Source organism: Formosa bonchosmolovskayae (assembly GCF_051016085.1).
In the GTDB taxonomy this organism is placed as follows: Bacteria; Bacteroidota; Bacteroidia; order Flavobacteriales; family Flavobacteriaceae; genus Formosa.
In genome coordinates this window covers 2,630,690-2,651,916 of record NZ_CP174605.1, presented here as the reverse complement: position 1 = coordinate 2,651,916, position 21,227 = coordinate 2,630,690, and the positions used below count along the sequence as shown (strand labels likewise).

The 21,227-nt window shown below is 35.3% G+C and carries 10 protein-coding genes; all 10 read right to left on the bottom strand.

Annotation, left to right across the window (positions count from 1 at the left end; genetic code table 11):
- Positions 1–57 precede the first annotated feature (57 nt).
- The 10 genes from ACKC83_RS11255 to ACKC83_RS11210 all read right to left on the bottom strand — a co-directional run bounded on the left by ACKC83_RS11255 (position 58) and on the right by ACKC83_RS11210 (position 21,154).
- Positions 58–3,585, bottom strand: a complete 3,528-nt coding sequence (locus tag ACKC83_RS11255; protein WP_434035564.1) for a hypothetical protein — start codon at positions 3,583–3,585, stop codon at positions 58–60.
- A gap of 123 nt (positions 3,586–3,708) precedes the next feature.
- The gene (locus ACKC83_RS11250) at positions 3,709–5,112 is read right to left on the bottom strand and encodes a hypothetical protein (protein ID WP_434035563.1); all 1,404 of its coding nucleotides are present in this window, start codon (positions 5,110–5,112) and stop codon (positions 3,709–3,711) included.
- Positions 5,113–5,167: 55 nt separating this feature from the next.
- Positions 5,168–6,613 (bottom strand): hypothetical protein, encoded by a 1,446-nt coding sequence (locus ACKC83_RS11245; protein WP_434035562.1) that lies wholly within the window; start codon positions 6,611–6,613, stop codon positions 5,168–5,170.
- Between the two features lie 188 nt (positions 6,614–6,801).
- The gene (locus ACKC83_RS11240; protein WP_434035561.1) at positions 6,802–9,429 is read right to left on the bottom strand and encodes a TIM-barrel domain-containing protein; all 2,628 of its coding nucleotides are present in this window, start codon (positions 9,427–9,429) and stop codon (positions 6,802–6,804) included.
- A gap of 63 nt (positions 9,430–9,492) precedes the next feature.
- Positions 9,493–11,064, bottom strand: a complete 1,572-nt coding sequence (locus ACKC83_RS11235; protein ID WP_434035560.1) for a sulfatase-like hydrolase/transferase — start codon at positions 11,062–11,064, stop codon at positions 9,493–9,495.
- A 73-nt stretch (positions 11,065–11,137) separates the two neighbouring features.
- Positions 11,138–12,076, bottom strand: a complete 939-nt coding sequence (locus ACKC83_RS11230; protein WP_434037779.1) for a 3-keto-disaccharide hydrolase — start codon at positions 12,074–12,076, stop codon at positions 11,138–11,140.
- A complete protein-coding gene (locus ACKC83_RS11225; protein ID WP_434035559.1) occupies positions 12,076–12,501 on the bottom strand; it encodes a 3-keto-disaccharide hydrolase in 426 nt (141 codons plus the stop codon). The genes ACKC83_RS11230 and ACKC83_RS11225 overlap by 1 nt, the downstream gene beginning before the upstream one ends.
- A gap of 7 nt (positions 12,502–12,508) precedes the next feature.
- On the bottom strand, positions 12,509–15,007 hold the full coding sequence (locus ACKC83_RS11220) for a glycoside hydrolase family 95 protein (RefSeq protein ID WP_434035558.1): 2,499 nt from the start codon (positions 15,005–15,007) through the stop codon (positions 12,509–12,511).
- 261 nt (positions 15,008–15,268) lie between these two features.
- Positions 15,269–19,255, bottom strand: a complete 3,987-nt coding sequence (locus tag ACKC83_RS11215; protein ID WP_434035557.1) for a two-component regulator propeller domain-containing protein — start codon at positions 19,253–19,255, stop codon at positions 15,269–15,271.
- Between the two features lie 264 nt (positions 19,256–19,519).
- Positions 19,520–21,154, bottom strand: coding sequence for a sialate O-acetylesterase (locus ACKC83_RS11210; protein WP_434035556.1), 1,635 nt, complete (start codon positions 21,152–21,154; stop codon positions 19,520–19,522).
- Positions 21,155–21,227: the final 73 nt, after the last annotated feature.

Genomic DNA, 21,227 nt, shown 5'->3' with positions numbered 1-21,227 from the left:
ACCCTTTTAAAGTATTTATGACTTTTTTATAACTCTTGTAGAAGAAATTCGTATATACTATTCTTTATTACGAACAGTCGTTTCACTTCTTAGCAAAATATCATTTTTAAACTCTTTTACCGTCACTAGTATTTTTCCATTATCGTGCTCCATAGCTTCAAGTGTAACCTGTTGTACGCGGCCATCGGTTAGAGTTACAACAAGTTCATTTTCATTTTTAGCTTCTACAGATTTTATAACTGATTGTGTTTCGTAAGGTTCGATTACAGCCAGATATCTTGCAGATTTACCTTTAGACCGTACCGCCATAGATTTTAAACGTGACGTTTCATCTCCCAGTGGAAAATCACCTCCTATTTTAGCTTCAAATCTTTCTACGTCTAGACCACTTAAATCGATAGTAATTTTTCCCAATTCTTTATTATTTATTGGCATTCCAGGTGTGGCCTGTGCCATAGGTTCTCCTCCAATTTTAATTGGTCCGCCGTAATAATCTTTACCTTTTTGATCTGGCATTAAAACATTCTCATATTTCGTAGGTAAATCAGACAGATATACTTCTGAACCATCTTTAAGAACAACTTTTGCATCGCCCCAAAAAATAGTATTGTTTCTAATCTTACCAGGTATTTTTGTTGTCAGTTCCAGCTTCCTTTTTCCTGTTATATCTAATTTTATAGACTTACTTCCTAAAATCCAAGCACCTGTACTATCGTTCAATATTTCTTGATTGTCGGCGTGTGCTGTGTACCATAATTTTTTGTTGACGTAAAAGCCTTCTGTAGATGTACCAATCATCACTTGAGATTGTTTGGGCCAGGCATTAAACACATCTATTTTTAATGGACCATCTACACTATTTGGCAAACGCACACCTTCGTTATCACAACCTTCTCCCCAGCACATTTCAAATTTAGTCCTAGATGTACCTTCAATATCATACCAATTACAGTCTGTTATAAATTGAGCACTTCCAATTGGATTTGAATTCATTTGATTGGTATGATGAGAAAACTCAGCTTTATCTGCCGTTATTCCTTTGAAGCCTTTCGCTTGAAACATCCAATCGAATTCGTGTTCTTGTTCTCCTTTTAAGTAATCTGCCATTACAATATAATCGTCTAAAACAATCATAGCTCTACGTTGTAAAACAGGCTCTGTGTATTCTGTAACTTCTCCAAATTCGGGTTGAGTTTTAGGTAATGCTATTGTTCGTCCTTCTTCCCACATTTTCTCTGCAAATGTTTGCTTCGAATTTGGTATACCTCCATATGGCGGATAACTCCACTTCGAATTGGTTTCTATAGCAGTGGCTTGCATCATGTCTCCAGAATGAAATAAAAGTCTAGAGTTTTCTACAGGTTGTTGCATTTTCTGATCGACCACAACCATATTTTTATTTATTGATGATTGTTTCCAAAACTTATACAAATAACTCCCGTAGCCATACCAATACATTAACGTTCCATAAAAGCTACGCCCGTAACGGCTCATATGCACCAAGTTGGTACGATCGAAATGCCCATGATATCCACCATGTGAGCCATAATGCAGTGCCGCTTGTATTTGTTCGTTTTGCGGTCTATCTTTTGTTTGAGATCGCAATTGTACAATCCCCATATTATCTGCATAAGCAGACACACTCATTTGTTCTGAAGTGACTTCCGGAAGATTAGGCACACCGTACAATAAGTCTCGCTTGTTATCGCGATTAATAATTGCGGCATATTCTGGATCTCTATATAAATAATACGCTAACTCGTAAGATTTCCCCGCAAGTTTATCTTCTACTGCGTCATTTACTGCCAAGAGTACACCCCGGAAATCCATAAACGGAATAGCCGCATCCCACATGTCTTTTATTCTTACATTATTGCGCTCAATCTTTCCCCATTTTTCAAATTCCATTCCCATAATCCCACCTTGTCGTCTACTTGACAATAATGAAAAATGCTTGGTTGTTCCTATAGGAAATTTGCGATCTTTAAAATTTATACCCCAAGGTTCTAAGGCAAGGGCTATTTCAGAAAATTCTGTAGCTACCCAAGTATTATATCCCACAGCACACTCGTACCACCAACCGTCACTCATAATACCATGTTCAAGATGTTTATAAATCCCTGTTGGTCCATTTAATAACTGGTCTATAAGATGCCAATCTTGAAGATTTAACGCGCAATACATTGCTGCTGTGATTTCGGCAACATTCCAATTACTTATCGCACCTTTGGTATTTCCTTTCAAGGTTTGATTCACAAAAAGTCTAAATGTTTCTTCTGTTCTTGTTTTATCTAATGCGGTAAGTTGCGGACTTGTTCTAACTAAATCATACATTCTACCTACTGCCTGCCAAAATTTACCTTCACCTACAAAAGAATTCCCTCCTCCAACTAAGGTTGCTGGATATCCTGTTTGAGGATTGATTAGTCGGCGTAATAATTTTATACATTTTGCGGCATAATCTTCATTTCCCGTAAGCTTATAGGCAATAGCACAATTATAAATTTCTCGGCCGTCTGTACTAAAAACAGATTGCCCTAATGGTCGCTCTGTTTCTTTTGAAAAATCGGCGCCGTCTGGAACGTCCCATCGTTCTGCTTTTTTAATATAATCTTGTAATCCTTCTTGTGCCCAATCATATTGTTTTGCTTTTTCACGTACTTGATCCCAACCAGACGCTGTAAATACTATATTAGGAAATGGTAGATGCACGGCTGTTTTAAATGTAAGGGTTGAAATATTAGCCCCTTTACCATTAGCAATAGCTTTAACAACCTGATCTTCACGAATACCCTCAGGTAAATGAGAAGGCAAATCGACTGTAAGTGTACAGGTTTTTATTTCTCCCGGAGCCAATTGTAACTGACTAGGTTCTATATGCCCTTTCATAGACTCCCAACCTATGGTTTCTATAATAAGTTCGACTGCCTGTGCTTTATCTGTGGTGTTTCCCACCTGAAATTCGTAGAGCACTTGGCTCCCAGCTTCAGCTGATTTCCCTTGAATTTCGGCTTCTAAAAAAGTTGTTTTTCCTTTAGTTAACTGAATGTTTTTAATTTGATAGGTGTTATTTGTTTCAGAATCTACAGATATTAATAGGTGTTTGACTGCAAAAAGTGTTGCTGTACGTTGCCCTGCATCAACATCGAAAACCTCCCAAGGCATGTAAACAGTATGCCAACCTTTCCCGACCAACTCAATTTCTGCTTTATTTAATGGATTTAAATCGCCATAATCCAAAGAATCCACTTTAAAAATCGCACTTATTTTTGCGGTAGTTTCCTGTTTAAAATACACCTCGAATGTCAGTGCCTTGTACTTTGTCCAATCTGCAGCATCACCTTCAAAAGGTCTACTAATTCCTGGAAAATAAATACGGTTTTGATTAGAATACGTATAAGAAATGGTGTCTCCAGACTGCACGGTAGCAACCTCTTTCTTCACTTTAGAAATTCCTTTCCAATCGGAAAAATCAGAACTTCCTATTTGATTTAATTTCTGTGCATTAATAATCCCTGCAAACCATAACATTACTAAGGTTAGCACATGTTTTAGGATGGTCATCCTATGAAAATCTATTCTCATTATTTTAATTTTAGGTATCCTACTGAATAATTCAGCATGTTGTCACTCTAACCTTTATGTTCTAAAGAATTAAGAGTTAGAGAGCGATATGAATTTGTTTTATCTACCAGTGAGATCTTCGTTTTAACGTTTTGTACGATTACTATCATTTACTTCATTTTCTGAATCTGTAGCTTTACGCACTTTGCCTTTACTTTTTATATCAACGTTTTCTGTTCCGTTAAACGTAATAACTTCTGTATTGGTTTGATTGTTTAAGGTAATATCAGTAGCATGCATTTTAGCATTTTCATCGAAATTTCCATAACCTTCCCACACCGATAATTTAATAGCCATCGCTTCTGGAATAAATTCTGGAGCTTCAGTTTTAATCACAACATGATGCCCCGTACCATTTATTTTAGCTAGCAAATTATTAGCTATTCCATTTCTACTGTCTAGGATATTCATTTCTACCTTCGCATTTTTAGCATCGGTATACGCAATACAAAAAGCTTCTCCGTATTTCGCATCGGCACTACAATTAATTAAGGTATCTGCGTTCCCCACATTATACCCTGTTGCTACACAATCACGTACCACACAATCGATAACCTTATCTCCCGACGTACTTAATCCGGTACAAATCCCTCTACGCATTTGTGTTACTGTACAGTTTTTTACAGTCGTATTTGTGGTAGGATGACCATTATAGTCGGGGTACATACGTATTCCATCTTCACTTAAAGAAATAATTTCGCCTGGCAAAATTTTACCATCTTCGGCCACGTTAGTACCTTCTATATAATTTCCTTTAGCGGCATAAAAATTCTTATCAAAACCGTAGCCTGAAGTTTCCTTAAGCATCGCATCGGTAGTACGGAGCAAACCATCTACCTCACAACCTTCGATTAATGTATTTTCTGATCCTTGTAAAAATATAGCATGTCCCATAGCTCTCATGTGCACTTTACACCCTAACAATTTTACATTCTTTGCTGGATATCCCACACGAATCCCATTCATTTTGCGTACATCTCCACCACCAAGGCCATATAAATACCCATAACCCCAAGGACTAGAACCTGCCGTTCGCAACTCTACATCCTTTAAAGTCACGTGCTCTCCAACAATATTGAATATCTTATTTTTACTTTGTAAACCTGGTGTGTCGCCATAAGTTTCGATATACAATCCTTCTAACATTACGTGATTTCCTGATATTTCTATAGCACAATACATGCTATTTCCATCGGTACTTTTAATCAAATCGGGACGACTAAACAGTTTAGAATCTACCATAAATCGTGCGCCCTTTAAATCGAAATAAGAGTTATTCCCCGTGATTTCAAAAAATCTAATTTTTTTAGCATCATCGACTTGATAATTGCCTGCTTTAAGCTTGACATGAACATTATCCTGATTTAAATAGGTTCTGAATTCGGTTAGCGAACTTACTTCTACAACCTTTTTCTGATCGCCTTTTACTTGAGCTTGGCTAGAAAAAACCATTAATAAAACAGAAAGGAATGTTAGTATTTTATTCATCTTTATTATTTTTTTTACTACTTTATTTTCGATTAGTTTTTGTTTGGTATAAGGTCTATTTCCCGGTATACTTTAACGTGTTATCCGTTCCTAAATTGGTAATTGGTCCTTTAGATTCGCCTGTAACTCCAGAACTTTTATTTGAGAGATAGACCGGATATTCGGTTAGGTTATGTATTTCGAAATCGAAGCCTTTAAAATCGTTTTGATTGGGAAGATTCCCATGTAACAATCTGATGTTATCTTTCTCGCCACCGACTTTAATTTTTAAGCCATTATTTACGCCTTCACTTGAACCACGAAGTGTAATTTTATGCTGACTTCCGCCAATATAAGCAACAGCGCCTGTGCCGTTATAGTACGGTTGCTTTGATGGAATAAGTGTAATATCTGCGTTATATCCTTTGTCTCTTTCGTAAGTTGATGCATATGCTGGTCCGTGTGTAACATCGGCTTTGCAATTCACTACATCCCCCGAACCTAACGAGAATCCGTTTTCACAGCCTATAGCTACGCAACCTTCAACATATTTTTTCCCTGTAGCATGTGCAATTGTCACACCCGTTCTCATGTATTTAACGGTACAATTTAAAACCGTAACGTTAGATGTCCCGCGTCTGTATTGTTTACCATCAATAATCGTTTCTCCCCCATCGTATGCACGAATTCCTGCTTCTCCTGTGCTTAACATATACCCTTTTGGAAGCGTATATCCCCAAACCGTCATAAAATTAACGTCGAACGCTGGTCCTGACGTTTCGGCAAGCATATCGTCGGTTTTACGCACTTCACCTTCTACTTCACAACCTTCGATAATTGGATTATTAGCGGCTTGCATAAAAATACAATGCCCATAACTTCTATGAACAAACTTTGAATCTTTAAGATGATTAGATTCCCCTCTAATTAAACATGCACTGTGTTTGCGATGTGGAATTACCGATTTACCGCCTTTTCCAAAAGCATCGCCATAACCATAAGGAAAAGAACCCTTGGTGGTCACATGGAATCCTTCAATTTTATTATGAGCGCCGTCCATAACAATATTAGTTGCACGTCGTGTAGGAGCATCATGAACCGACCCCACATCAACAAGCGTTAGGTTTTTAAGGACATTCTTATTTCCTACAATCTGGATTTCGTGAATTTGATTATTCCCATAAGCTTGCATCACCTTAGTGTCCACATTAATGGTTACGCCTGTAAAATCGTAATTACTATTATTCCCTTCAAAAAGTAACAGCACTTTACTTGTGTTTTTAATTTTCGTTTCTTGAGTATAAAGCCCTTTTTCTACATCGTCTACAGTAATAGAATATACACCAGGTTTCATTTTCACATTAGCATTATCTGCTGCTAAATATGGTTTCAATTCTTGTAAAGAATTCACCATACTTTGGGCTGTTATTTGAAAACTTGTTAAACCAAAAACAGCAACGTAAAGAAGCGTTATTAATTTTGAGGAAGCATTGTTTTTGAGATTAAGACAAAGTGTTGACATATTATTTCTGTGTGTTTATTAAATAATTAAATTGATGAAATAAAAATAAGCAAGCTCCTATAACTTTGGTATAAACCATGGTTCAATCACTATAAATTATATACCTAAACACAACAAGTGAAGCTAAAGGCTACTAAACCTCAAACTTCACTTGCAAAAATTGAATGTATTTGTGTTTGTTAAATCGTTTATAATTCAACTTCTAAATTTGAACCTGAAAAACTCACCGTCTGATTTTGATCACCAATCATTTCAACAATTAGCGTCAAAGGGCTTTTAGAAAAGTCTAAATACTCACCATTTCCTTTAGTTATTAAAAGTGTTTTAGTGGCTTCGGAATAATTCAGTTTAAGTTCTGAATATTCTCCATTTTCATAATCATAAGATTCACTATCGTCAAAATATAATGTAAATGACGCATCTGCACCTGGATACACTTTTATACGTAAAGGTTCGTCTGTTTTTTCAGTCGCATACTGCACTTTTGGTCCCATAGGAATAATACTTCCCGCTTTTACAAATAGTGGTGTTTCATCTAGATTTGCTTTCACAGTAATGGTTTTTCCACCTTCAATTTTTTCATTCGTCCAGAAGTTATACCACTGTCCTTTTGGGAAGTACATTTCTTTTTCTCGTTTCTCATATTCAGTCACGAAACCAACCATTATCGATTCTCCAAAGAACAATTGATCCTTAATCTCCCAGGTATTTTTATCGTTTGGATAATGATACGCCAGCGGACTCATAAGTTGCTTACTGTTAGTTGTAATTTGCCATGCTTGAGAGTAGATATACGGCATAAGCTGATATCGCAAATCGATAAATTTTCGTGCTGTACTTTCAAACGCCTTATTGTACCTCCAAATCTCTGTTTCCGACACATAACCATGGATTCTGAAAATCGGACTAAAGGTACCAAACTGGAACCAACGTGTTAGTAATTCTATAAATTCTGGATTGGTATATTGGCTATCAAACTCCGGATTAATCGATTTTGAATCCCTAAAAAACCCACCAATATCGTGCGTCCAATATGGAATTCCTGCCATAGTGAAATTTAAACCCGCAGCTATTTGTTCAGAAAATTGTTCCCACGAGGCTTCAACATCTCCAGACCAAGAGGTAGCTCCATAGCGTTGTTGTCCAGCATAGGCAGAACGCGTTAAATTAAACACACGTTCGTTTGAAAACTCTGCTCTTCTCCCATCGTACATCGCTTTTGTGACTAAAAGTGAATATGGATTTTGAACCTCTTCAAAACGTCCCACTGCCGTCATTTGCGTTGCATCTGTTACTCCCTCTGGCTCTGTACCATCTAACCAAATAGAGCTCACACCTTTATGAAACATAGAATCGCTTAACATGCGATAAAATCGTTCACTTACCCCTTCATCATAAATGTCTATATAGTTACTACTTTTAATCTTTTTAAGATTATACTTTGCTTCTAAAGCTTCATTTTTAACCTCTGGCCATACAGACACCATTAACTTTAAGTTTAAAGATTTTAATTCGTCTACCATAGCATCGGGATCTGGATATTTAGCAGGATCCCATTCTGGCCCTTTCGTTCCTTTTGGCCAATAAAACCAGTCTTGTACAATATTATCGAAAGGAATCTTCCGCTCGCGCATCTCATTGGCATTGGCTAACAATTCCTCCTGATTGTGGTAGCGTTCTCTACATTGCCAAAATCCGTATGCACTTTTAGCAAACATAGGCACCGTTCCTGTTAATTTTTGATAATGCGAAATTACAGCTTCCGGATTTTCTCCTTGCACCAAATAATAATTTATAACATTACCCTGCGTACTACTGAAAACAGTTTTATTATAGTCTGGCGCGTTATAATATAAATTTCCAGGAATTTTAGCACCCGTATTTTGAAACACTATTTTATACGTTTTTCCTGCTTCTAAATGCTTTTTTCCTGAATAACGTCTAGGCATCCAAATGGTAGAATAATTAATCACATCGTCGCCATCAATACTTACTTTAATCGCACCGCGCATCCGTCCGCCATTATCACTTAGTGCTAAAAAGTTATATTCGCCAGTTTTGGTTGGTGTAAAAGTAGTTTCTCTAATGTTTTTTTCTTCAGCCTCAGATTTCGTAATATGTGCGGCAACATCCTCTTTTTCGCCTTCTACCGGAGTTGATGGAGTGTTTGCCATTTTAGCTACGGTTTTAGCGGTTTCAAATTTAATTTCATTTTGAGGTAAATTAAAATCTGTTAAACTATAATTATGCCAATAAATACCATACCCTTTGGTTGACACTAAAAACGGAACTGCTATTTCTTGATTGTACTGTTGAAGACGAATTGGAACATTCTTCCAATTCATAATACCACTTTGAAATTGCCCTAATCCATACAAACCTTCATCTCCAGCATGAAATCCTTGCGAAACCGTATGCTCGGCATCCGCATCTAAGTTTATAAAAGTCTGTTCATTCGTTTCTGAAACTAATTTTTTATGGTCTTTAGTTTCATAAGTTATCGTGCCATCGCTATTTACTAACACTTTAATTAAATCGGTACTGATGGTTAATTCATTCTCCGTTTCTTTTAATTCCCAATTCACATCTTGAGGTTCTAAAACCGTGACATAATCCGGAATGGTGGACGCAGGGGTTCCTTTTATTTCCTTTTTTACATGAATAATTGCGTCGTCAATTATTTCAATTTTTAGGGTTAAACTATCTTGTTGAATAGTCACAGCATGATTGGTTTTCTCTAGTTGATGTTTAAACTTAGTATTACAACTTGCCAACACCAAGAGAAACATACTTAAGAAGCACATGTTCTTTTTCATAAAATCGTGTATTTATAGTTAGTTTGAGTTATTTATTTCAGGTTAATTAATTCCTATTTCTTTTTATCTAGTCTGAATTGCCTTCTGATATAAATCTTCAGTTTTCATCCTTAAGGTCTTTAGAATTTGTGTATACTCTGATGTATTCACCAGATTATGCTGTTCTGATGGATCGTTTTCTAAGTCATATAATTCTTCAATCTTTGGAGTATGTTCGTAATACACAAAATACTTCCATCGCTCTGTTCGCACGCCATGAGCTCGATACGACTTATTACTGTTTATTAAATTTTGATTAATCTCATCTACATTCTCTTTATAACGCTCTTTAAACATATCTACTAGAAATAAATCTTCCATAAACACGGCATCACGCCATTGCGACATGTCTTGAGTTTGATTTAAAACAGGGGTAAGATCTTTTCCTTGCATACTATTTGAAGATTCTAAACCGGCAAGTGATACTATTGTAGACGCCATATCTACCGACGAAACCAAAGCCTTTTCACGACGTTTACGCCTAGATTCAGGCATACGGCCATCATAAATAATTAATGGAGCTTTAACCGATTCTTCATATAGTAGACACTTATCGAATAAACCATGCGAACCTTGAAAGCGTCCGTTATCACTAGTGTAAATAATGATTGTATTTTCAAGCATCCCTTTTTCTTTTAGCTTATCTACCAATAAACCTACTTGATCATCGACGCTGTAACCTTGTGCTGCAAACCGACTAACAAGACGTTGGTACATTTCTGGAGTCGATGACCTTTGGCGATGTAAATACACGCCTCTAGCATTTTCTTTGACAACATTAGGTAAATCTGGATTTTCACCTTCTACCCAATTGTTAGGCGCTTCAAATTCATGATCTTTGAATTGCTCATAATGGGGCATATAGACATCTCTATCTTTATCGTGCTTTACAGCATAAAAACTGACAGATAAACAAAAGGGTTGGTCTTCTGGTTGCGTATCTATAAAACGAAGCATGGCCTCTCCAGTTCTTAATGTTCTTCCAGAATTTTCTCGACCTTCCTTAAAGGTATTCTGTAGTTCCACATCACTTTCAGGCCAAGTAACATGCCCCTTATAATCGTAAGTTTCACTTCCCGCAAAATAATCGAAAGTATTACCTAAATGCTCTTTATAAAAGTGTTCTTTTGGTGTACTCGGTCGCGTTGCTTTTTCGGTAACTGTAAACCCGACCTTACCGACAAAACCTGTTCTATAGCCTGCTTGTTTTAGGAGTGCGGGGTAGCTTTTTTCAAAATCGGATTGGGATAATGTATAATCGTCTGGAGCTACAAAGCCCACTCTATGATTAGAATTAAAACGTCCAGTAAGCATTGTTACCCGACTAGGCATACATATAGCCACAGCATAGAATGCATTATCGAAGGTAACACCCTCTGCTGCTAACTTGTCTATATTAGGGGTATTAAACTCCGGTTTACCGTAACATCCCATATTATCCCAACGCTGATCGTCGGTCATCAAAAAGATGATATTTGGCCTAGTATAAACACCCGAAGTATTTTCTTCTACGCACTTTTCTTTGGCTTGCCCAGTAGCCATTAAAGAGATAAGCGTTAACACTCCACAAAATATGTTTCCTATATAATTCTTCATAAATACGATTATCGGCTAATGCGTTTTATCAACCTGAACAAACATCAAATCCACATTAAACGTTGCTTGTTTACTATTTCTCCATTATTTTTATGTTTCTATAAATCAATTCAGAATATTCGGCTTGTAAGGCTATAAAACCAGAATTGATACTAACACCTCCGTAATTACTATTAATAACCTCATTAACAAGTACGCCGTTTAAATAATATTGTGCACTATCGCCTCGAACTTTTAATAAGACCTCATTCCATCCTGATTTTTCTTTATCGACAAACTTTTTAGATCGACTATAATCTGCTTTTTTTAGCACTAGAATTTCTCCATCTCTTAAAACATCACAACTTACACCGAGAATACTCCATAAATCACCACAATCTCCTTCCTGAATTTGATATTCTAAACTTGGAGGCCATGCATAAGTTCCTGCTTGACAATGGTACAGTAAACCGGCATCGCGTATCTCATTTAGACGCGGTTCGAAACGACGTTCTCCCCATTTAAATTCGAATTTCAAGTCGTAAGAGCTATATCTTTTTTTGGTTATGGCCACACCATAGGGAGCAGTTGAAGCCGTCCATTTATACATGGCCTTTAACTCACTATTTGAGTACTCAAACATATTTTTAGCCTCGTCTTCAGTAGCATCGCCTTGTACAACAAAATCGTAATTAGGTCCTTTTTTAGTGTTTTCAAATACATCTACCCAAGTGTTTAATTTTGTAGCTCTTGTGTTTTCTAAATCTCTAATTCTAATATTTCTAAAAGCCACTCTTCCATGATCGCCTTGTAATCTTAAAGGTGCTTTAGCAACTTCTACCCCTGCTAATCCTTCTCTGGTTGCTCCGGTAACTTCTTTATTTTCATGAATAATAACACCATTTAAAACAACTTTTTCAAATATGGCATTTTTTACTTTTTTACCATTTGCATCAAATTTAGGGGCTCTAAAAATAATGTCATAAGTCTGCCATTCGCCCAAAGGTTTGGTTGCATTAACTCTTGGTGTTATTAACCTTTTTGTTTTTTAGGCTTACTTTCATCCCAACGTTGGTAAATTCCGCCACAATCAGAAAAGTCTATATTTTCTTTTCCATAGCTATCAAAAATTTGAATTTCATATCTACTTTGAAAATAAATACCCGAATTAGATCCTTCAGGCAGTAAAAATTCTAAATGCACCTCAATATCTCCAAAGGCTTCTTTAGATTCTAAATGAACCGTTTTACCCGTTGCTCCATTCACAAAAGAGTCACCTCCTTCTGCATACGTAAATAATTTATGGTTTACCGAGTCTACTTTTACGTCCTTCGCCATAAACCAATCACCTGTTGGTGTTTTAAAATCTTCTAATGATTTAAGCTTAGTTTGTGAAAAAACAGTACCACCCCAAGTGATCATAGCGATTAGACAACATGCTTGTAGTTTGTCCTTCATGTTTTTTTTATTTTTTAACTAAAACTATTGTTTGGCCTTTGGTTGTTGCTATATCATATAAAAAACTTTTAGGCGCTGTAAATTCTTCTAAAGTAGCTTTATCGGATATTACTGGTTTTTTAATATTAACTGCCTGATAGAAAGCGTTAGTATTAGGTCCTTTTGCAGTGTTTAACGACTTATCTTCTGAAGACAATAGAGCATTATAAGAACGTATACGTAAGTTTCCTCCTAGAGTAGATTTTATAACAGCTTTTACAACCTCTCCATTTTCCCATTCTAAATTTGTTATTTCAAATCCACCTCTAGCACGTAATCCTCTTACGCTTCCATCTTTCCAAACGTCTGGTAGAGCAGGGATTAAATGAACCGCTTCATCATGACTTTGGACTAACATTTCGGCCAGACCAGAGGTAAATCCGAAGTTTCCATCAATTTGAAATGGCGGATGTGCATCTAACATATTAGCGTATGTTCCTCCTCCTTTTGGAGAGCCAGGTCTACCTACTAATTTAATTTGCTCTCCCATTAATTTGTAAGCATGATTTCCATCTAATAAACGTGCCCATAGATTTATTTTCCAATTCATAGACCAACCGGTAGAAGGGTCCCCTCTTTGAATTAATGTGTTTTTTGCACCTTGAAATAATTCAGGATTACTATAAGGAGACATTAAATTTGAAGGATACAAGCCGTATAAATGTGAAACGTGACGGTGTTTATCATCTGGATCGTCTAAATCTTCCATCCATTCTTGAACCTGATTATATTGCCCAACTTTCATAGGTGGTAACTTTGTTAAAGCTGTTTCCATTTTCGCTACCAAATCGGCATCTACATTTAATAATTCAGCCGCTGCAATAGTTTTAGTCAACATATCAAACACCAACTGATTATCCATTGTTGTTCCCGCCTCAATATTCACGCTTTTAGAACGTCCTTTAGGTCCGTGTTCTGGAGAAATGGTTGGAGAAATTATTAACCAATTATTTGTAGGCTCGGGGATTAAAAAACTTAAACAAAATTCTGAGGCACCTTTCATGGCAGGATATACAGACTGTAAATATTCTAAATCTCCATTATACATAAATTTATCCCAAACATGTTGCGCTAACCAAGTCCCTCCAGTTGGCCACATACCCCAGGTAGCTCCATCTACAGGCCCTGCAATTCGCCATAAGTCTGTATTGTGGTGCGTAACCCAACCTTCTGCTCCATACATAACTTTGGCAGTTTCTTGTCCTGATTCCGACAATTCTCTTACCATCTGAATTAATGGATCGTGCATTTCTGATAAATTAGTAACCTCTGCCGGCCAATAATTCATTTCGGTATTAATATTTACAGTATAAGCACTTTTCCATGGTGGTGTTAAATCTTTACACCATAAGCCTTGCAAGTTTGCAGGTTGTCCACCTGGTTGAGATGAAGAAATTAATAAATATCTACCAAATTGAAAATATAAAGCGGCTAATGCTGGATCATAACTATTGCTAAACTCCTTTATTCTGATATCTGTTGTTTTTTTAGCGGCATCAGAATTTCCTAAATCTAGAGACACACGATTAAAATACTGTTTGTAAAACGCTGAATGATCTGTAACCAAATCCTTATAATCTTTTTGTTCTGCTTTCGCTATATAATCGGTAGCTCTTTGGTGAGCATTGGCACTTACGTCTTGGTAATTAACAAAATTTGTCGCTATAGAAATGTACAACGTTACACTGTCGGCATTCTTAACTTCCAACGTGTTTTTGGTAGCTGTTAGCGTTCCTCCGGCAGGGACAATCTTAATTCTAGAATCAAATTCCACTTCACCTTTTATGGCTGGTGTTTCTTTTGGCAATCGTTTATTTTTATTGTCGCTACCAAAACCTGTCATAACCAAAACATTATCATTTTCAGTATAAGTTGACACTTTTGCTGGTTCCGGACGATCCATAGAGGCCTTAAAACTAATTTTACCCGCTTTATTGGCGGTTAATTTTAAAACAATAACTTGATCTGTAAATGACGTAAACATTTCACGTTTATACGCTACACCATCTACTACATATCGAGTAGTATGGATTGCATTTTCAATGTCAAGTTCACGGTAATAATCGGAGTAATTCTCTTGATCTTTAAAATTCAATCTCAAATTCCCAACCGTTTCATAAGGCATTCCGTGAGATATTTTAGAAATTATTTTATTATTTGCCAAACGATGTGCCTCATCATATTTCCCTTCAAATAATAAGTTTCTTACTTCAGGTAATGCCTCCTTAGCGTTAGGATTATCGTTTTTATGTGGCCCACCACCCCATAATGTTAATTCATTTAATTGAATATTTTCATTAATAGGATTGCCATAAACCATAGCACCTAGTCTTCCATTTCCTAAAGGCAAAGCTTCATTCCAATCTGCAGCAGGTGCATCGTACCAAAGTTTTAAATCTGTGTTCTGAGCATTACTATTTAAAACACCAAGAACGGCCAATACTAGCACATAAAATCTTCTTTTCATTTTACTATATTTTAATATCAAAAAACTATATCTATTCTTTAATTAGTTTGTTTAAATAAAAACTTTTTAAAGTTTTTTAAGGCGAAAGGCATGAAAAAAAAACTATTAAATAAGTTTTTTACATACCGTATACTTGTTTGATAAACTTACGTTTTGCTATTTACATCATCAAAAAAACGCTCCTAATTTTGGGGTGAAACAGGGAGCATTATAGGGTAAAACACGTCTCCTATATTAACCTATGCCCCTGTAAATGAATCATTATTTATATTTTGAAGCAAATTCTGTTGGTAACATATCGAATTCTATTTTAAAACATTTAGAAAAATATTTTGGATTTGAAAACCCTACCTTATAAGCAACCTCCGATACGGTTAATGCATTTGTCTGGAGTAATTGTGCAGATCGCTTTAACCGTATCGATTTTATAAATTCTGAAGGAGATTTCCCTGTAATGGATACAATTTTTCTATACAAATGTCCTCTGCTTATATCCAAAGATTTACTTAACTGATCTACAGAGTATTTTGAATTGCCAATGTTAGTTTCTACCAAATCTAAGGCCTTTTGAATCAGTTGCTCATCTATAGAAGTCACTGTAATCTCCGAGGGATTTACTTCTATTTTTTTACTAAATACATTCTGTAATGCTTTACGCTGAGCTAAGAGATTCTTAATTCTTGAAGTTAAAACATCAAAACTAAAAGGCTTCGTTAAATATTGGTCTGCACCTTGCTCAAACCCCACAACTTCTTGCTCCTCTGATATCTGTGCGGTAAGTAAAAGTATAGGAATATGAGAAATTCGAGAATCGTTTTTAACTTGTGAACACATTTCATTACCATCCATTTTTGGCATCATGACATCACTAATAATTAAATCTGGAATATATTTCAGAGTTTGCTCTAAGCCTTCTACACCATTTGAAGCTTCAATAATTCTATAATTACTATTGAGGTTGTCTTTTAGGAAATTACGTAAATCACCATGATCTTCGACCAGTAGGATTAAAGGTCTTTTTTTATTTAACTTCTTTGTATCTAAATCTGCAAAGTCGTCTTGTAATTGTTGGATATCTTCTACTTCCATTTCTAACTCAACAACATTATGAAGTTCTACAAAGGGAAGTTTGACTATAAAATGTGCTCCCGCTCCTAAACTACTTTCTACAGTAATCTCTCCTCCTAGTAATTGGACATATTCTTTTGTTAATGCTAGTCCAATCCCACTACCCTGATTGGTTTTTGAAGTAGAATTATTAACTTGGTAAAACCGTTTAAAAATAGTTTTTAACTGGTCTTTAGGTATACCAACACCATCATCAGAAACTAGTATACGAAATGTATTAGTCTTTTTATTGAAGCTTAATGTAATAGAAACATGACCTTTTTGCGGGGTAAACTTAAAGGCATTTGAAAGTAAATTGAATATAATTTTTTCGATTTTATCATTATCGAACAGGGTTTGACAGCTTTCAATATCGGTTTTAAATTCAAAATGGATATCTTTTTCATTAGAAAACTCTAAAAATGAATATGACAATTCTCTAATAAATTGAACCAAATCTCCCGTAGTCGCATTTACCTTTAGTTCGCCTGAACCTATTTTTTGAAAATCTAATAATTGATTTACTAAACTTAATAATCTTTTCGTATGACGCGACATTAAACGCAGTTGACGTGCTTGCGGTGCATCATGATTTTCCTTTAACATTTTTTCTAATGGCCCTAATATTAAGGTTAAAGGTGTGCGAAACTCATGACTTATATTACCAAAAAATTTTATTTTTAAATCATTAATTTCCTGTTCTTTTTGCAGATTATTACGCTTTATTGCATTATGTCTAAGCCACCATAATAAAGTCACAAAAGCCATGGCATATAAAATATAAGACCACCATGAAAACCAAGGTGCTGGCAAAATTTTAATATTTAAGGTGGTGCCAACTTCGTTCCAATATCCATCATTGTTTGCTGCTTTTACTTTAAAAACATAATCCCCTGCGTCTAAGTTTGTATAAGTCGCTTCGCGCTTATTTTCTATATAATTCCATTCTTTATCAAAACCTTCCATCATATAAGCGTACTCATTCTTTTCTGGAGAGGTAAAATTTAGTGCCACAAATTCAAAACTAAACACGGATTGTTTATAATCTAAGACAAGATTTTTAGTTTTACTTATATGTTGCTTCAACGGAGACTTGTTACTACCTACAGGAATTGACTGATTAAATAGCTTAAAATCTGTTAATAATACATTTGGGATAAGCGTATTGTTAATAATATCTTCTGGATTAAAAATATTAAAACCATTATTTCCCCCAAAATACATTTCCCCATTCGCCGTTTTACAATATACAAAAGGAGAAAATTCATTAGCTTGTAAACCGTCGTGCAGATTATAATTTTTAAACTTTTTTGTTTTGGTATTGAATTTAGAAAGACCATTGTTGGTGCTTATCCACAAATTTCCTGCATTGTCTTCTAAAATTCCCCTAACCGAATTTCCTGCTAATCCATCCTTAGTGGTATACACTTTAAAGGTATGAGTTGTTCTATCCATTAAATTAATTCCCAACGACGTCCCTATCCACAAATTTTGATTTTTATCTTCGTGAATGCTTAATATATAATTCTCGGAAATGCTGTTTTTATCTTTAGGATTATTTAAAAACTGCTTAAATGTGCCCGTTTTAATATCGAATAAGTTTAAACCATTTATAGTACCTATCCAGATATTTTTATGCTGGTCTTTATAAATTACCTTAATCCTATTGTCTGATAACTGATTAGTTGCACCTGTTTTTTTAAAGTGTGAAAATCTTTTGTTTTTCGTATTATAGATATCTAACCCTTCTGTTACGGTCCCAATTAACAAATTATCTTCAGTTTTCAATACATCGTTTACACTGTTAGACGACAAACTATTATCATTATTTTCTTGATGCTTATAAACGTTAAAAGTTCCTGTAGCTTTATTAAAAAGATTCAACCCATTTAGAGTGGCTACCCATAAATATCCCGGACGATCTTCTGTAATATCAAATACAAAATCGTTACTTAAACTTAAAGGATTAGATGGATTTGAATGGAAGTGCGTAAACGTTAAACTGTCTCTATTAAATTTACTTAGCGTACCATTTACTTTAGTTCCCACCCAAATATCGCCATCGGAATCTTGGTACAGAGCCCTAACTCTATTGTTTAATAATCCGCTAGGTATATTATTATCTTTAATATGAATAAATTCTTTTCTTCTTTTATCTAAAATATTTAATCCAGAATCTAACGAACTTAACCATATGTTTCCGAAAGCGTCTTCGAATATATTATTAATAACATTGCTACTTATGCCAGTGGCATCATTTTTACTATATAGTAATCTTTGTGCTTTCTGCGTTTTATTATTGATATACATCAATCCTTGGTCTCTCACAGAAATCCATAAATTATTGCTAGAATCGGAAAAAAGGTTTATTTCCTTTCCTGAAAAAGCATCAGGTAGCGGTACTTTTTCAATTTTGAAGTCGGCTTTCAATTTGAGATAATATGTTTCAGAACGCATACCGAGTAATACCGTATCATCTTTTTGAATGTGCATATTAATAACACTAACATCTCTTAATACGCTAGAAAATGTTTCAGTCGTTTCATTAAAAACATCCAAACCTGTATTTGTAGCGATTAATAACACCCCGTTAGAATTCCTTATGATTCCGTTTATTGTATTTGAACTTATCGCTGTCTTGGGTGCTTTAACATACCCGTACTGCTTTATTGCATAGGTGTTAATATTTAAGCTAAACAATCCCGAATTATCTGTACCAATCCACAACATATCATCATCTACATATAAAGATGCGATGGTAACACTTCCTGAATTTTCTTTAAAAATCTCATTGAATCTGGTCATTTTATAAGTTTCAAGATCCAACATATTAAGCCCCTGATGCGTACCAATCCACAATTGCTTATTTTTATCTTCGGCCAGAGTAAGAATTAAGTTATTACTTAAGGACAAAGTATCTGCAGGTGATTGAAAAAAGTTAAGAAACGAATAACCGTCGTAACGGGAGAGACCGTCTTCGGTACCGAACCACATAAATCCATCAGAATCTTGTATAGTGGTATGTACCATATTAGACACCAATCCATCCTTTACAGATAAGTGTTTAAAGTTTAGTTGTTGTGCAAAGCTAGACAGACTAATAATAACAATAAAAAGAGAACATATTTGGGCTTTTGTCATTTGATAAAAATAGGGTTTGCTCAGCATACTGTTTTATTTAACTCGCTTTTTAAAATGATAGTCCTCTTAAACACATTTACTTTTCAATTTTTCTTTGGGTAAATCATCAAAAATTATACAACATTGATGGGGCTCAAACTACCTAAAATCTCAAAATGTATTGTTTATAATCCCTAAATTATTCCTACCTAAAATATGAATTAATCTTATCTTATTCTGTGTGTAATTGCGCCCGATAAAAATTTATTAAACAAATAACTTTAACTAATCTTGAGTTTTAAAAAGCGAGGTAGGCAAACCTTCTTTATTGTATAAATTAGCGCCTTGTGGGTTTGACGACCACGCATAACGAACTTCTACAGGGTGCTCAATATCTGTGTGCCAAACTTCTACTTGATTCTTGTTTAAAATTTTAGCCTTTGCCCATTTCCACAAACCATCCGTCCCTTTAATTTGAAAACGACTTAAAGGTTCTTGCACTTCAATAGTTGGTTCCATAAATTGTTTTTTTCCAACCATTAAACCAGATCCTACGTTATCGAATTCTATAATTATTTTATCTCCTTTAATTGTAGATGTCTTGTATAGAGGTCCGCTGTAAACGATATCTTTTTTATAGGCTTGATTAAGCGCCCAAAGGGAAAGTCGTTTACCAGCATCTATTTTGTTTTTTGGATGTATATCTTTTTCTTCACCTATATCATTTAAGACAGCCAGTCCTGTATTAGGAAGCTTAAGACTTTGACTCTGCCCATAAGATACTAAGGCCCATCCATCTTCATCGGCAACTGGTTCTTGGTTTGGTGTTTTATAATTTGCGAGCTGACAAGTGTAAAAATAAAAGGTATCTTGTCCCCAAGCTTTTCTCCAACTTTCAATCATATTAGAAAGTTTTAATCCGTAAGTTGCTGCTCCATGTTCTGTATTACTCTCTCCCTGATACCAAAGCGCTCCTTTTACTGCAAATGGAATTAAAGGATGAATCATTGCATTAAACAAAGTTGCAGGTATTTGTCTATCCCGATCTGGATGTACGGACTTTCTTGGTTTGGAAGGTGCCTTTTTACCTTCTCTTTCAGCTTGTTCCACTTGTGCTTCCCAATCTGTTAAAAGCTGTTTATATTTTTCATCTTCCTTAAAAGTATCCCAAGATGCTAATGAATTTTTATATTGCGCTAATTCTTCAATATACGCCTTCTTCAATATTTCATTTTCTTGGTAAGCCTCCTTTGGCATCCAAGGTTCTATTCTCGTTGCTCCTAAACTGCAACTTAAAATAGCAACAGGAACTTGTAACTCCCGGCGTAATTCGCGTCCGAAAAAGTAAGCCGTCCCAGAAAACTCATTTACTTCGCCATGTACTGCTTTAGACCAGTTGCCTCTTCCCAAATATTTCTCTTGCAACACACTATAATCTGGACCAACTTTAAATTGACGAAATAAAGGATCGTTTGCTGTAGCTGCTTCTTTTCTTAAATACGCCGCAATTGGCTCATATTCTGGTTGTACAGCCTCTCCCATTAACATTCTAAAAGGCCGATACATATTAGATTGTCCACTACAAAGCCAAACCTCTCCCACCAAAACATCTAAGATTCGTAATGTAGTTACCTCATTATTATACTGAGATGTAACTGTTAGAACTCGTGATTCACTTGACGCTTCCAACGGTTCTAAATCGATTCGCCAATTGCCTTCGACATCTGCTTTTACCTGCTTTTTCTGATCTGCAAACGTAACTTCTACAGTTGCATTTGCTTGTGTTGTTCCCCAAATAGGGACCTTTTGACTACGTTGCAACACCATGTGATCTGCAAAAATACTTGGTAATGTTATGTCAAAAGCAAAAGTGCTTTGTATACATACCAATAAAAATATAATCGAGATACTTTTTTTCATAATTCACTGTATTTTTAAATTTCACCGAAGGATTAGTTTAATAATTGCAAACATTTAAACCTTTAATATTTTT

Coding starts and splice junctions, on each gene's coding strand:
- ACKC83_RS11255 (WP_434035564.1), bottom strand. CDS start 3,585: ATGAGAATAGATTTTCATAGGATGACCATCCTAAAACATGTGCTAACC.
- ACKC83_RS11250 (WP_434035563.1), bottom strand. CDS start 5,112: ATGAATAAAATACTAACATTCCTTTCTGTTTTATTAATGGTTTTTTCT.
- ACKC83_RS11245 (WP_434035562.1), bottom strand. CDS start 6,613: ATGTCAACACTTTGTCTTAATCTCAAAAACAATGCTTCCTCAAAATTA.
- ACKC83_RS11240 (WP_434035561.1), bottom strand. CDS start 9,429: ATGAAAAAGAACATGTGCTTCTTAAGTATGTTTCTCTTGGTGTTGGCA.
- ACKC83_RS11235 (WP_434035560.1), bottom strand. CDS start 11,064: ATGAAGAATTATATAGGAAACATATTTTGTGGAGTGTTAACGCTTATC.
- ACKC83_RS11225 (WP_434035559.1), bottom strand. CDS start 12,501: ATGAAGGACAAACTACAAGCATGTTGTCTAATCGCTATGATCACTTGG.
- ACKC83_RS11220 (WP_434035558.1), bottom strand. CDS start 15,007: ATGAAAAGAAGATTTTATGTGCTAGTATTGGCCGTTCTTGGTGTTTTA.
- ACKC83_RS11215 (WP_434035557.1), bottom strand. CDS start 19,255: ATGACAAAAGCCCAAATATGTTCTCTTTTTATTGTTATTATTAGTCTG.
- ACKC83_RS11210 (WP_434035556.1), bottom strand. CDS start 21,154: ATGAAAAAAAGTATCTCGATTATATTTTTATTGGTATGTATACAAAGC.